The 13,330-nt window shown below is 42.1% G+C and carries 16 protein-coding genes; 15 read left to right on the top strand and 1 reads right to left on the bottom strand.

The genetic code is table 11. From position 1 onward, the window contains the following. The first annotated feature begins 195 nt into the window (after positions 1–195). From IAE45_RS01830 to IAE45_RS01800, 7 genes are all read left to right on the top strand, one after another. Positions 196–387: a hypothetical protein gene (locus IAE45_RS01830; protein WP_077454381.1), complete on the top strand. Its 192-nt coding sequence runs from the start codon at positions 196–198 to the stop codon at positions 385–387. A gap of 160 nt (positions 388–547) precedes the next feature. Further along, positions 548–814 carry a phosphocarrier protein HPr gene (locus IAE45_RS01825; RefSeq protein WP_003126335.1) on the top strand — a complete coding sequence of 89 codons (267 nt, stop codon included), beginning with the start codon at positions 548–550 and terminating at the stop codon, positions 812–814. Further along, positions 814–2,541, top strand: coding sequence for a phosphoenolpyruvate--protein phosphotransferase (ptsP, locus tag IAE45_RS01820; protein ID WP_140964866.1), 1,728 nt, complete (start codon positions 814–816; stop codon positions 2,539–2,541). Before IAE45_RS01825 ends, ptsP begins: the two co-directional genes overlap by 1 nt. Positions 2,542–2,805: 264 nt before the next feature. Then, complete coding sequence (locus IAE45_RS01815) at positions 2,806–3,816, top strand: glycosyltransferase (protein ID WP_144771737.1); 1,011 nt, start codon at positions 2,806–2,808, stop codon at positions 3,814–3,816. Positions 3,817–3,847: 31 nt separating this feature from the next. Beyond that, positions 3,848–5,080 carry a glycosyltransferase family 4 protein gene (locus IAE45_RS01810; protein WP_200124669.1) on the top strand — a complete coding sequence of 411 codons (1,233 nt, stop codon included), beginning with the start codon at positions 3,848–3,850 and terminating at the stop codon, positions 5,078–5,080. Between the two features lie 74 nt (positions 5,081–5,154). Continuing rightward, positions 5,155–6,030, top strand: coding sequence for an NAD(P)-dependent oxidoreductase (locus tag IAE45_RS01805; protein WP_200124667.1), 876 nt, complete (start codon positions 5,155–5,157; stop codon positions 6,028–6,030). 83 nt (positions 6,031–6,113) lie between these two features. After that, a complete protein-coding gene (locus tag IAE45_RS01800) occupies positions 6,114–6,344 on the top strand; it encodes a YkuJ family protein (RefSeq protein ID WP_005225886.1) in 231 nt (76 codons plus the stop codon). A gap of 68 nt (positions 6,345–6,412) precedes the next feature. On the opposite strand, the gene IAE45_RS01795 is transcribed toward IAE45_RS01800, so the two are convergent. Next, positions 6,413–7,354 (bottom strand): GIY-YIG nuclease family protein, encoded by a 942-nt coding sequence (locus IAE45_RS01795; RefSeq protein WP_142424984.1) that lies wholly within the window; start codon positions 7,352–7,354, stop codon positions 6,413–6,415. Between the two features lie 320 nt (positions 7,355–7,674). On the opposite strand from IAE45_RS01795, the gene fabT reads away from it, so the two are divergent. The 8 genes from fabT to fabZ all read left to right on the top strand — a co-directional run bounded on the left by fabT (position 7,675) and on the right by fabZ (position 13,325). Continuing rightward, positions 7,675–8,115, top strand: coding sequence for a fatty acid biosynthesis transcriptional regulator FabT (gene fabT, locus IAE45_RS01790; RefSeq protein WP_008378199.1), 441 nt, complete (start codon positions 7,675–7,677; stop codon positions 8,113–8,115). A gap of 9 nt (positions 8,116–8,124) precedes the next feature. Next, positions 8,125–9,087, top strand: a complete 963-nt coding sequence (locus IAE45_RS01785; RefSeq protein ID WP_200124665.1) for a beta-ketoacyl-ACP synthase III — start codon at positions 8,125–8,127, stop codon at positions 9,085–9,087. A 52-nt stretch (positions 9,088–9,139) separates the two neighbouring features. Continuing rightward, positions 9,140–9,364, top strand: a complete 225-nt coding sequence (locus IAE45_RS01780; protein WP_005225890.1) for an acyl carrier protein — start codon at positions 9,140–9,142, stop codon at positions 9,362–9,364. A gap of 123 nt (positions 9,365–9,487) precedes the next feature. After that, on the top strand, positions 9,488–10,411 hold the full coding sequence (gene fabD / locus IAE45_RS01775) for an ACP S-malonyltransferase (protein ID WP_200124663.1): 924 nt from the start codon (positions 9,488–9,490) through the stop codon (positions 10,409–10,411). Between the two features lie 9 nt (positions 10,412–10,420). After that, positions 10,421–11,158, top strand: coding sequence for a 3-oxoacyl-[acyl-carrier-protein] reductase (gene fabG, locus IAE45_RS01770; protein WP_200124661.1), 738 nt, complete (start codon positions 10,421–10,423; stop codon positions 11,156–11,158). Positions 11,159–11,170: 12 nt separating this feature from the next. Further along, complete coding sequence (fabF, locus tag IAE45_RS01765) at positions 11,171–12,409, top strand: beta-ketoacyl-ACP synthase II (protein ID WP_200124659.1); 1,239 nt, start codon at positions 11,171–11,173, stop codon at positions 12,407–12,409. Then, positions 12,410–12,892: an acetyl-CoA carboxylase biotin carboxyl carrier protein gene (accB, locus tag IAE45_RS01760; RefSeq protein WP_200124658.1), complete on the top strand. Its 483-nt coding sequence runs from the start codon at positions 12,410–12,412 to the stop codon at positions 12,890–12,892. Positions 12,893–12,896: 4 nt separating this feature from the next. Next, complete coding sequence (gene fabZ, locus IAE45_RS01755; protein WP_005225895.1) at positions 12,897–13,325, top strand: 3-hydroxyacyl-ACP dehydratase FabZ; 429 nt, start codon at positions 12,897–12,899, stop codon at positions 13,323–13,325. The last annotated feature ends 5 nt before the right edge of the window (positions 13,326–13,330 follow it).

Genomic DNA, 13,330 nt, shown 5'->3' with positions numbered 1-13,330 from the left:
CTGTGGGCAAAGAAACGGTCACCTTCGAGGCAATGTATTATTGACCTTTACTGACCATAATTCTATTATACTAACTTTTTGTCAGACTGCAAGAATTTTACTCTGAAAAGTTCTCGCTGCTTTTTCATCTACAAAAGCGTCTTTTAAATAGAAATCAATTCAATTATAATAGAAAGAAAGAGGTGAGAATGGACGATGGAGAACAGAGATTTTGCTGTAGAAGTAGTGCGTTTACGCAATGGAGAGATCAAAGAATTGATTGTTCAACAGCCGGAATTTCTGGCATTTAGAGATGTCTGGCTCCAGCTGGAAGATCGGTCTTCTTTTGTCGGAGAAGCGGGGTTAAACGGGAAGATCATCTACCGTTATGTACAAGAAAATAAATAGGACATTTATTTCAATCGTTTATTTAAGAGAAAACGGTTGTCTATCGATGAAAAAAATGGTAATCTTAACAGTTGAAAGGGCGATTTTTTTCGGGTGTCATTGCATGCATGGAAATTTTGCCTTCACACAAAAAAACGTATCATAAAGGAGATTGATCAATATGGAAAAGAAAGATTTTCACGTAGTTGCTGAGACAGGGATTCACGCACGTCCAGCTACATTATTGGTTCAAACAGCAAGCAAATTTAACTCTGATATCAACTTAGAGTACAAAGGTAAATCAGTAAACCTTAAATCAATCATGGGCGTAATGTCATTAGGTGTTGGCCAAGGTTCTGATGTTACTATCACTGCTGAAGGTGCTGATGAAGCAGATGCAATCGCTGCAATCGTAGAAACAATGAAAAAAGAAGGTTTGTCTGAATAATGGTTGAGATGCTAAAAGGAATTGCTGCTAGTGATGGTGTAGCCGTTGCGAAAGCCTACCTGTTAGTACAACCTGATTTATCTTTTTCAAAAGTATCAGTTGAAGATACTGCAGCAGAGGAAGCACGCTTAGATGATGCGCTAGCGAAGTCAACAGCGGAATTACAACAAATCCGTGACAAAGCAGCACAAACTTTAGGTGAAGCAGAAGCACAAGTATTTGATGCTCATTTAATGGTTCTTTCAGATCCTGAGATGATCGGTCAAATTAAACAAAACGTGACAGATAACAAAGTCAATGCAGAAGCTGCGTTGAAAGAAGTTACTGACATGTATATTGGTATGTTTGAAGCAATGGATGACAATGCTTACATGCAAGAACGGGCAGCTGACATCAAAGATGTTGCGAAACGTATCTTGGCGCATTTGTTGAATGTGACTTTGCCTAATCCTTCAATGATCAACGAAGAAGTAGTCGTTGTTGCGCATGACTTGACACCAAGTGATACTGCACAACTAGACCGCAACTTTGTAAAAGCTTTTGTAACAGATATCGGTGGACGTACTTCTCATTCCGCAATCATGGCACGTTCTCTTGAAATCCCAGCAATCGTTGGAACGATGGAGATCACTGCAAAAGTGAAAGCGGGCGACATCTTAGCTGTTAACGGCATTATCGGTGACGTTATCGTCAACCCGACTGATGACCAAGCAGCTGAATTTGTTGAAGCTGGGAAAGCCTACGCAGAACAAAAAGCAGAATGGGAAAAATTGAAAGATGCTGAAACAGTTACGGCTGATGGCAAGCACTTTGAATTGGCTGCAAACATTGGAACGCCAAAAGATTTAGAAGGTGTCCACAACAATGGTGCAGAAGCAGTCGGTTTATACCGGACTGAATTCTTGTACATGGATTCTCCTGATTTCCCAACAGAAGAAGACCAATACAAAGCATACAAAGCAGTTTTAGAAGGAATGGCTGGCAAACCAGTGGTTGTCCGTACAATGGATATCGGTGGCGATAAAGAACTTCCTTACCTAAAATTGCCTCACGAAATGAATCCTTTCTTAGGCTATCGTGCATTGCGTATCAGCTTATCTGAACTTGGGGATGACATGTTCCGTACCCAACTTCGTGCGTTGTTACGTGCTTCTGCTCACGGCAACTTACGTATCATGTTCCCAATGGTGGCAACATTGAAAGAGTTCCGTACAGCGAAGAAAATGTATGAAGAAGAGCGTCAAAAATTGATTGACGAAGGCGTTGAGATTTCTAACGAGATTCAAGTCGGAATCATGATCGAAATTCCAGCAGCAGCTGTCTTAGCAGACAAGTTCGCCAAGGAAGTTGACTTCTTCAGTATTGGTACCAATGACTTGATCCAATACACAATGGCTGCAGACCGCATGAATGAGCGCGTGTCTTACTTGTACCAACCATACAACCCATCAATATTACGTTTAATCAAAAACGTGATCGACTCAGCGCATGCTGAAGGAAAATGGGCTGGTATGTGTGGAGAAATGGCCGGCGATCAAACTGCTGTGCCACTTCTTGTAGGTATGGGCTTAGATGAGTTCTCAATGAGTGCAACATCTGTTCTGAAAACACGTAGCTTAATGAAACGCTTGTCAACGACTGACATGCAAGAATTAGCAAAACGTGCTTTAGAAGATTGCGATACAATGGAAGAAGTTGTAGAGTTAATCGAACAGTATGTAAACTAATCATTTCTAGGCAACAAGCAATTTTTGCTTGTTGCCTTTTTTGTTTTAAGAAGACATTTTGTTTGAGTTGACTTGCAACAACTTACTACTTTTTTCAGAAAACGAACAGTTTTGTCATATCTTGGGATTAAGCTATGATTCCCTGAGTTTTTCCCGTATCATGGTTAAATGGGGAACAAAATCTAGGACCATGGTAGGAGTATCTCTGCGATCGCCTATGGTATACTAATATCAGATATAAGCATTTCCAAGGAGGAATCATCTTTGAAAGTACTTCTTTATTTTGAAGGAGAAAAATTATTAGCTAAATCAGGTATCGGTCGCGCATTGGCTCATCAGCAACGAGCGCTGACATCTGTCGGGATTCCTTTTACTCTTGATAAAAATGATGAGGATTATGACATTCTTCACATCAACACGTATGGAATCAATAGTATGCATATGGTCAACAAAGCCAAAAGACAAGGGAAAAAAGTGATTTACCATGCCCATTCTACAGAAGAGGATTTTCGGAATTCATTTATCGGTTCAAATCAGCTTTCGCCATTATATAAAAAATATTTGATCAATCTTTATTCCAGAGCCGATCAATTGATCACCCCGACCCCTTATTCGAAAGAACTTTTGGAAGGGTATGGTATCCAAGTGCCGATCGAAGCAATCTCAAACGGGATCGATCTTGACAAATATCAGCCGGATCAAGAGAAAGAAAAAGCCTTTCGTGAGTATTTCAATCTATTACCAGATCAAAAAGTGATTATATCGGTCGGTTTGTTTTTTGAACGAAAAGGCATTCTTGATTTTGTAGAGATAGCCAGACAATTGCCTGAGTATACGTTTATATGGTTTGGTCATACACCAATGATGACGATTCCTAAGCAGATCCGCGACCTTGTTAATGAAGACCATCCAGAAAACGTGCTGTTTCCCGGCTATATCAAAGGAGACATCATCGAAGGGGCATATTCAGCGGCTGATCTGTTCTTCTTTCCATCCTATGAAGAAACAGAAGGAATCGTGGTCCTTGAGGCGTTAGCCAGCCACCAAAATGTGCTTGTTCGGGATATTCCTGTTTATAAAGGTTGGCTAAGCAATGGGCACAATGCATACATGGAAAAAACCAATCAAGGATTTATTGAGAAAATCAAAGGAATCGTGGAAGGCACGTTGCCACAGTTGAGTGAAGCCGGCTATGAAACGGCCAAGCAAAAAAGTATTGATGAAATCGGATATGAACTAAAAGAAGTTTATACAAAAGTGATGAATACGGAATGAAGAAACTAATGGAAAGTTTGGAGGGACCGTTTTGAAAATCGGATTTTTTACAGACACCTACTTCCCCCAGGTAAGTGGTGTGGCGACATCGATCAAGACATTGAAAGAAGAGCTTGAGAAAAAAGGCCATAAAGTCTATATCTTTACAACGACCGATCCAAATGCTGATCTGGATGAAGAAGATATCATTCGCATGCCAAGTGTCCCGTTTGTGTCCTTCAAAGATCGGCGAATCGTGGTTCGCGGCATGTTGTATGCCTATTTGATCGCCAAAGAATTAGAATTGGAATTGATCCATACCCATACAGAGTTTGGTTCTGGGATGTTGGGGAAAATGGTGGGGCGTAAATTGCAAATTCCTGTGATCCATACCTACCATACAATGTATGAAGATTACTTGCACTACATCGCAAACGGAAAGGTCTTGCGGCCATCTCACGTGAAATATCTTTCGCGGCTCTTTGCCAACCACTCGACAGGTGTTGTTTGTCCAAGTGAACGGGTCATCGATACGCTGAGAGGGTATGGTGTGGTTTCACCGATGCGGATCATCCCCACAGGGATCGAAGTTGAGAAGTTTCGCCGACCGGATATTACAACTGACATGAAAAAAGAATTGCGGGAGAAATTGGGCATCACTGAGAATCAACCCATGCTGCTTTCCCTCAGTCGTATTTCTTATGAAAAGAATATCCAAGCAATCATCGACGGCATGCCAGAAATTTTAATGAAGATTCCTGATGCGCAATTAGTGATCGTTGGGAAAGGTCCGCATAAAGAAAAATTAGAAGAAAAAGTGGTGGATATGGCGCTATCTGACCATGTTCAATTTGTCGGCGAAGTGGCAAATGATAAAGTGGCGATCTATTACCACGCTGCGGATTACTTCGTAAGTGCCTCCACATCAGAAACACAAGGACTGACTTACACGGAAGCAATGGCTGCTGGAACGCCGTTAGTCGTTGAAGGCAATGACTACTTAAATACTTTGATTGACGATCCGTCTTTAGGCGTCACCTATGAGAGTGATCGGGATTTCGCAAAAGCATTTATTGATTATTATGAACGAAAGATTCCTGCTGATCCCGAAGTTCTTGCTAGGAAGATGTATGAGATTTCGGCACTACGTTTTGGTGAGTCGATGCTATCTTTCTACCATGACATGGTCGCTTATTATGAAACAGAACGCATCGAAAAAGAAACCGAGCAGACGTTAGAAAAATTCAAAGTTAAATTGAAAGCATTTCGCCGAACGATTGATTAAACAGAAAATTTTCGCAAGTTCATGTTTTTAGCGTATACTAAAGACATGAACTTTTTTATTTTGGAGGGATCTGCATGAAATTAGGATTTATCGGTACTGGTGTCATGGGTCAAGCGATGGTTGGTCATCTCTTAGCTGCAGGACATACAGTGAATGTTTACAATCGGACGAAAGCAAAAACAGATGAACTCGTTGCGAATGGAGCAATTTGGTGTGACACCCCAACAGAAGTTGCATCGGAAAGTGAAATCATCTTTACAATGGTTGGTTATCCATCTGACGTTGAAGAGGTTTACTATGGTCCTCAAGGGATTTTTCAAACGACTGTGACGGGCAAAACATTGGTGGATTTTACCACCAGCACCCCTGATTTGGCAGAACGAATCTACCAGACAGCGAAGGAAAAAGGAGCAGCGAGTATTGATGCGCCAGTTTCTGGTGGTGATCTTGGTGCGGGAAACGCCACGCTAACGATTATGGTTGGTGGCGATGAAGAAGCTTATCAACAAGTAAAACCACTTTTTGAAGTTTTAGGAAAGACGTTTCAACTTCAAGGAGGGGCAGGGAAGGGTCAGCATACGAAAATGGCCAATCAGATCATGATTGCCGGAACCATGACGGGGATGACAGAAATGCTGGTCTATGCGAACCAAGCGGGTCTTGATTTACCACGAATGATTGACACGCTTTCTGGCGGTGGTGCAGCCAATTGGTCCATGACGAATTACAGTCCTCGTATCCTAAAAGAGGATTATTCACCAGGCTTTTTTGTCAAACATTTCATCAAAGATTTGGGAATCGCTTTGGATGAGGCTAAGAAGATGGGATTGGATTTGCCGAGCACCACTTTAGCTAAAAAAATGTATGATCAGTTGGCTGAAAAAGGCTTCGAAAATGACGGAACGCAGGCGCTGATTAAACTTTGGTGGCAAGATGGAAAAAAATCTTAAAATGACAAAAAAAATACGAAAAATCAATGCAAGATAGAGGATGTTTTGATACAATATAACGGACAGAAAAAGGAGGCTTACGAATGAAAAGTTCGCAATTAGTCGCTATCATCAAACGTTTAGAAGCGATGGTCGAAGCGCAAGACAATGAAGTTCAAGTACGTCGTTTTGAAAAAGAAGGCGTCGAAAAATGTACCGTTACTTATGACAATTCGACAGAAACGTTTGAATTAACGGAAGCAGAATCAAGTCAATCTTATCAATTTGATAACGTTGATATTGTAGCCATGGAAATCTATGATTTGATCCAATAAGAATGAGTGAGACGTTCGTCGTCGCTTTCTCATTTCTATACAGCAAGCCTACTGGGGCTTGCTGTTTTTTATTTATCTGCTGCTTTTTCTTGGCGATACAGGTGATTGAGGATGATCCCTAATGGATCGAGATCTTTCGGGGCTAAAGGAAGCGCAGCGCTTGCTGGCGGAAGTGGCTGGAATGTTTCTTCAGGAGAAAGAATGTTTGTTTGGATCAACTTGCCAAAGCTAACTTGATAGTATTTGATTTGAGTCGTCTGTGATCCTGGCTCCTCTAAGTCAAGGGGTATAGAAAAAATCACTTCTGGTTCTTGAATAAACTGATTGACCCTCACGATTTCTTGGTAAAAGCTTTGCGCCGAATGGATTTCTCCCTGTAGCAAACTTGCTTGTTCAAATAATAAATGATCAATAAGATAGGTTAAGCGTTCATCCAAAAGTGAGAAGCACTCGGTTTTTTGTCCAGCAAAAAAACAGCCGATTTCTCGCCACTTCTCTTCCAAGGGATACGCATCCATTTGAGGGAGTTGCTTACGTAAGGTCAATAGTGTCAGTTCGTTGACAGTCGGCAATTGAAAGGTTTCTGACAATAATTGAAACAACATCGGCAATTTTTTTGTTTGCCGAAAGGGGCCATAACTGCCAATTTGTGGTGTTTGAGTGATCGTGAAGGTATGATTCGTCAAGTCAACAAAGCAGTAGTTGGCTGAATGGTTCATTTGTCGGTTGTAGATAGGATGAAAAGCTTGGATCAAACGACATTCAAGTAAAAGTGCATCCAATTCTGTATCTGTTTCGATCGTTTCAAAATCAACAACATTATAAACAAGGCGAAGCACCTTATTGGCATGCTGCTGGTTTTTTCGGAAGTAGGAAACGACACGCTGTTTCAATGATTTGGCTTTTCCTACATACAAGACTTCGTTGTGCTGATCTTTCATTAGATAAACACCAGGCTTTTCAGGCAGGGTATTTGCTTTGTTTTTTAAAAACTCTTTGTTCGGATTCATCGATCGTTCCTCTCCTTCCTCCAAAGAGTAGCAGATGAAGCGTAAGAGAGCAATGTTTGCTGGCCATCGACAAGAAAAAATTAGAAATAGAGTGGAGGCAACGTAATGATAAACTTTGACATTCAAAGGAAATTTCTCTATAACGGAAACGGATTATTTTGTCAACTCGCAGCTTTTAGAATCTTAGAAAATCAATTCTTAAATAAAAATGTGCTTAAAAATCAAAAAAGTTCGAAAAAATTCTTGCATTTCTCAATAACTTCCGATATAGTTTGACTATCAAATGATTTGATTATCAAAGTATTCGGATGGTGAAGGTTATGGAACCCAATTTAGAAACAGTTAATGACTACTTAGTCAGCGTCTTTAATGACATCTTAGTGATTGAAGAATCTGAATTGAAAAAATCTCAATTCAAAGACCTTTCAATTACCGAAATGCATACCATCGAAGCCATCGGGATGTACAAAAAAAAGACCACGACTGAAGTTGCCAAAGAGCTTTCGATCACTGTTGGGACTTTGACCATCGCGATCAATCGTTTGGTGAAAAAAGAATATGTAGAACGGATTCGCAGTGAAGATGATCGGCGAGTCGTCAAACTAGGTTTGACGAAAAAAGGAAAACTCCTTTATCGTGTTCATCAGCATTTTCATCGTGAGATGGTGAAAGGTGTCTTGAGTCAGATGTCTCCTGAAGAGGAACAGGCACTGTTGAAAGCACTGAAAAATCTGCATGACTTTTTACAAGATTATAAGTGAGAATAATGGATGAATATGTTTGGGAAAATTACCGCGACTGCAAGTTATGTTCCAGAAAAAATCGTAACAAATGATGATCTATCAAATTTGATGGATACTTCAGATGAATGGATTCATTCTCGTACGGGAATCAAACGTAGAAGAGTCGCTGTTGGCGAAAACACTTCTGACCTTTGTATTCGCGTCGCTCAAACGCTCTTGCAAGATACTCAGCTTTCAGCAGAAAGTCTAGATTTTATCTTGGTAGCGACGATCACACCGGATTTCAATACACCGGCGGTTGCTTGCCAAGTCCAAGGAGCGATTGGGGCAGTCAATGCCTTTGCATTTGATATCAGTGCAGCATGTGCTGGTTTCGTTTATGCATTGTCTATGGCTGAAAAACTGATTCGAACAGGCGCTAAAAAAGGATTGGTCATCGGTGGAGAAGTACTTTCAAAAGTCTTGGATTGGAACGACCGTTCGACGGCTGTTTTATTCGGAGATGGTGCCGGTGGACTATTGCTGGAAGCATCTTCAGAGCAGCATTTACTCAAAGAGTCTTTAAAAGCAGATGGGACGCGAGGCATGTCCTTGACATCTGGTTTTCGCACGAATGAGAATCCTTTTTCACAAAACGCTCCGGCGTATAGTGCTTGTATGCAAATGATTGGACGAGAAATCTTTGATTTTGCGACGCGTGATGTGGTCGCCTCGATCAATGATCTGACACAAGATGAAGCAATCGATTATTTTTTGCTTCACCAAGCAAATTCTCGTATTTTAGACAAAGTTGCTCGCAAGCTGAAGCAGCCCCGTGAGAAATTTTTGCAAAATATGCAAGATTATGGCAATACTTCGGCAGCCTCGATTCCGTTATTGCTAGATGAAGAAATCAAACGAGGTACACTGTCCCTTGGCAGTGGTCAAAAAGTGGTGTTCTCAGGTTTTGGCGGCGGATTGACATGGGGAACTATGTTAGTCACCTTATAACTTGTTCACGAAACAAAATTACTATTGAAAAACACATTGGAGGAATATACACATGGTATTCGAAAAAATTCAAGAAATCGTAGCAGAAGAATTAGGAAAAGAAAAAGAAGAAATCAAATTGAACACGAACATCCAAGAAGATTTAGAAGCAGATAGCTTGGATCTTTTCCAAATCATTAACGAGATCGAAGATGAATTCGATGTGAAGATCGAAACAGAAGATGGTATCACAACCGTTGAAGATCTAGTTAAATATGTAGAAAAACAACAAGCATAAAACAAAGGCTAGGCAGACAGCCTAGCCTTTCCTTTTTAAGAACGTGTTTTTGCTGATTCATAGACGAACTGCAAGAATCCATGTTCTCCAACGATAACCATCAAAGTAATGAAGGAGTGCAAAATGAAGACAGCCTTTTTATTTAGCGGTCAAGGTGCACAGTACCCAAAAATGGGGGAAGAGCTCTATCACCAAGAAGCGATCGTTCGTGAGACGTTTGAACAAGCCAGCACGATTCTAGGATATGATATGGCCGAGTTATGCTTTACTGAAAACGAACGTTTAAACCAGACGGAATATACACAGCCTGCCATTTTAACAGTAAGCACGGCTTTTTGGCGACTTTTGGATGCGCAAGAAATCAAAGCAGATGCTGTTGCTGGCTTGAGTTTAGGTGAATATACAGCCTTAGTCGCTAGTGGTGCGCTTGATTTCCAGACCGCAGTCGCATTGGTGCAAAAACGCGGTCGGTATATGGCAAGTGCGGCGCCAGCAGGTGTTGGGAAAATGGTCGCTGTGATGAACACACCCGCTGAAACGATTGAAGAAATCTGTAAAGAAGCAAGTCAAGTCGGGATCGTGACACCAGCCAATTACAATACGCCGCAGCAGATCGTCATTGGCGGTGAAGCGCCGGCAGTGGATAAAGCGGTGGAATTGTTACAAGCTGCTGGAACCAAACGGGTGATTCCTTTAAATGTCAGTGGTCCTTTCCATACTGCGTTGTTGGAACCCGCATCGCAGCAATTAGCACAGGAATTAGCTCAAATCACCTTTGATGAGTTGCAAGTACCTGTCATCAGCAATACGACCGCGCAGCCAATGCAGCAAGACCAAATCAAGGAACTGTTGACGTTGCAAGTGAAATCGCCAGTGCGTTTTTACGAAAGCATTGCGACACTGAAGGAACTTGGCATCCAACAAGTCATCGAGATCGGACCAGGAAAAGTATTGAGCGGTTTTATGAAGAAAATAGACAAAGAAATCCAGACTGCGCGTGTAGAAGATAGCCAAACGTTGGCAGATACACTAGCCCGATTCAACTAGGAGGAATTTATGGATCTGCAAAATAAAAACGTCTTTGTAACTGGTAGCTCGCGAGGGATCGGTTTTACTATCGCGGAAGCCTTTGCCAAAGAAGGAGCGAATATCGTTTTAAATGGACGAAAAGAAATTCCCCAGTCACTGATCAATCGCATCACCAGCTACGGCGTGAAATGTGTAGCGATCAATGGGGACATTTCTGATTTTGATCAAGCGGCAGCCATGCTCTCGGAAGCAGAAGTGGCAGTCGGACCGATCCACATTTTAGTCAATAATGCCGGGATCACGAATGACAAATTATTGTTGAGAATGAAACCGGAAGATTTTGATTCAGTGATCAAAATCAATTTGACTGGTACCTTTAATATGACGCAACACGCGTTGAAAAAAATGATGAAGTTGCGAGAAGGCCGCATCATCAATTTGACGAGTGTGGTCGGCTTGACGGGAAATATCGGGCAAGCCAACTATGCGGCAAGTAAAGCTGGCGTGATCGGTTTTACGAAATCTGCCGCTCGTGAAGGTGCCGCTCGGGGAATCACTTGCAATGCGATCGCCCCAGGATTTATCGAAACAGAGATGACTGAAGTGCTGTCGGATAAAGTCAAAGAACAATCATTGGCAAATATTCCATTACAGCGTTTTGGTTCCACACAGGATGTTGCGCAAACAGCAGTCTTTTTAGCAAAAAGCCCCTACATCACTGGTCAGGTGATCAGTGTAGACGGCGGGATGGCAATGCAAGGGTAGGAGGAAGAATAGATGAATCGAGTAGTAGTTACAGGATACGGCGTCACTTCTCCAATCGGAAATGACCCAGAAACATTTTTAGCAAGTTTACAAAACGGGACCAACGGCATCGGCCCGATCACAAAATTTGACGCAGAAGCAACAGGGATCTCAGTTGCTGCTGAAGTCAAAGATTTTCCGTTAGAAAAGTACTTCGTTAAAAAAGATACGAAGCGGATGGATCTTTTTTCCATTTATGGAATTTATGCGGCCTTAGAAGCGATGGAAATGGCGAAGTTAGATAAAGAAACCATTGATGTGGATCGTTTTGGCGTGATGGTTGGTTCAGGGATCGGCGGCTTGCCAACGATTCAAGACCAAGTGATTCGGATGCATGACAAAGGAGCAAATCGAGTATCACCAATGTTCGTACCGATGTCGATTGTAAATATGGTTGCCGGCAACATTGCGTTACGGGTAGGTGCGAAAGGCATTTGTACGACGACTGTTTCCGCCTGTGCTTCTGGTACCCATTCAATCGGTGAAGCTTTTCGGAACATCAAGCATGGCTATGCAGATGTTATGATCGCTGGTGGTTCAGAAGCGACGATCTGTGAAATCGGTATCGCTGGTTTTGCGTCTCTGACGGCGTTAACCACTGAATCAGACCCTGACAAAGCTTCCGTTCCGTTTGATAAAAATCGTAGTGGGTTTGTCATGGGTGAAGGCGCTGGTGTCTTCATTTTAGAATCATTGGCGCATGCGCAAAAACGTGGGGCAACGATTTTAGGTGAAGTCGTGGGGTACGGTGCGAACTGTGATGCCTACCATATGACTGCACCAAACCCTGATGGATCAGGTGCTGGAAAAGCAATGAAATTGGCGATGCAAGAAGCGGCGATCACCCCAGCTGAAGTTGGCTACATCAATGCCCACGGTACAAGCACACCTGCCAATGACAGTGCAGAAGCGACATCGATCCAATACGGATTAGGGGAAGACTATAAAAAACCATATGTCAGCAGTACAAAGTCAATGACTGGTCATTTGCTTGGGGCGGCTGGTGGAATCGAAGCCATTGCTTCACTATTAGCATTACAACATCAATTTATTCCACCAACCATCAACGTGACAGAACAAGATCCTGAGATCGACTTGAACGTTGTTATCAATCAAAGCCAACCAGCAGATTTGACCTATGCCATGAGTAATTCACTTGGGTTTGGCGGTCATAATGCAGTGATCTTGCTGAAACGTTGGGAGGAAGCGTAATTGGAAACACATGAGGTAAAAGAGCTGCTCAGCCAATTCGATCAATCGACGTTAACTGAGCTTCAATTAAAAAAAGAGACCTTTGAACTTTATTTTAATAAAAATACGACAAGTGGGCTACAAAATGCATCCTCTGCACCTGCACCTGCTCCTGCAGCGAATGCTGCGCCAACTCCTGTTGCACCAACGCCTGCTGTCTCAGCAACACCTGACACAGTAGAAACGACAAAACCTGCCTTAGAGGGCAAAGAAGTTGTCTCTCCATTAGTGGGTGTCGTTTATTTGAAACCAAGTCCTGATAAAGACAACTTCAAACAAATCGGCGATCACGTGAAAAAAGGCGATATTCTTTGTATCGTGGAAGCGATGAAAGTCATGAATGAAATCGTCAGCGACGTTGATGGCGAATTAGTTGAAGTCTTGGTTGAAAGCGAACAAATCGTTGAATACAATCAACCATTATTCCGTGTGAAAGAAGGGTAAAGCAATGAGCGCATTAACGATTCAAGAAATCAAAGAAATCATCCCTCATCGTTATCCGATGCTTTTAGTGGATCGGGTAGAGGAGTTAGAAGAAGGCAAACGGGTCGTTGCGAAGAAAAACGTTACTATCAATGAGCCATTTTTCCAAGGTCATTTTCCCCATGAACCAGTGATGCCCGGAGTATTGATCGTGGAAGCAATGGCGCAAGCAGGTGCTGTGGCATTGCTATCATTGGAAGATTTTCGTGGGAAAACTGCCTACTTTGGCGGTTTAGACAAAGCGAAATTCAGAAAAAAAGTAACACCGGGCGATACCTTGATCTTAGAAGTAGAAATAATCAAAGTGAAATCTGCAGCCGGCATCGGCAAAGGAATTGCCTATGTTGATGGGAAAAAAGTGGCGGAAGCAGAATTGACTTTCATGATTGGATAGGTGAG

This window comes from Enterococcus sp. S53, from assembly GCF_016516865.1.
GTDB lineage: Bacteria > Bacillota > Bacilli > Lactobacillales > Enterococcaceae > Enterococcus_D > Enterococcus_D innesii.
This window is presented reverse-complemented; position numbering and strand designations above follow the sequence as displayed.

What these genes read in the sequence shown, in the direction of transcription:
- IAE45_RS01830 (WP_077454381.1), top strand. Translation starts at nt 196, where the DNA reads ATGGAGAACAGAGATTTTGCTGTAGAAGTAGTGCGTTTACGCAATGGA.
- IAE45_RS01795 (WP_142424984.1), bottom strand. Translation starts at nt 7,354, where the DNA reads ATGAATCCGAACAAAGAGTTTTTAAAAAACAAAGCAAATACCCTGCCT.
- fabF (WP_200124659.1), top strand. Translation starts at nt 11,171, where the DNA reads ATGAATCGAGTAGTAGTTACAGGATACGGCGTCACTTCTCCAATCGGA.
- fabT (WP_008378199.1), top strand. Translation starts at nt 7,675, where the DNA reads ATGGAACCCAATTTAGAAACAGTTAATGACTACTTAGTCAGCGTCTTT.
- IAE45_RS01805 (WP_200124667.1), top strand. Translation starts at nt 5,155, where the DNA reads ATGAAATTAGGATTTATCGGTACTGGTGTCATGGGTCAAGCGATGGTT.
- IAE45_RS01785 (WP_200124665.1), top strand. Translation starts at nt 8,125, where the DNA reads ATGAATATGTTTGGGAAAATTACCGCGACTGCAAGTTATGTTCCAGAA.
- IAE45_RS01780 (WP_005225890.1), top strand. Translation starts at nt 9,140, where the DNA reads ATGGTATTCGAAAAAATTCAAGAAATCGTAGCAGAAGAATTAGGAAAA.
- ptsP (WP_140964866.1), top strand. Translation starts at nt 814, where the DNA reads ATGGTTGAGATGCTAAAAGGAATTGCTGCTAGTGATGGTGTAGCCGTT.
- IAE45_RS01825 (WP_003126335.1), top strand. Translation starts at nt 548, where the DNA reads ATGGAAAAGAAAGATTTTCACGTAGTTGCTGAGACAGGGATTCACGCA.
- fabZ (WP_005225895.1), top strand. Translation starts at nt 12,897, where the DNA reads ATGAGCGCATTAACGATTCAAGAAATCAAAGAAATCATCCCTCATCGT.
- IAE45_RS01800 (WP_005225886.1), top strand. Translation starts at nt 6,114, where the DNA reads ATGAAAAGTTCGCAATTAGTCGCTATCATCAAACGTTTAGAAGCGATG.
- fabD (WP_200124663.1), top strand. Translation starts at nt 9,488, where the DNA reads ATGAAGACAGCCTTTTTATTTAGCGGTCAAGGTGCACAGTACCCAAAA.
- fabG (WP_200124661.1), top strand. Translation starts at nt 10,421, where the DNA reads ATGGATCTGCAAAATAAAAACGTCTTTGTAACTGGTAGCTCGCGAGGG.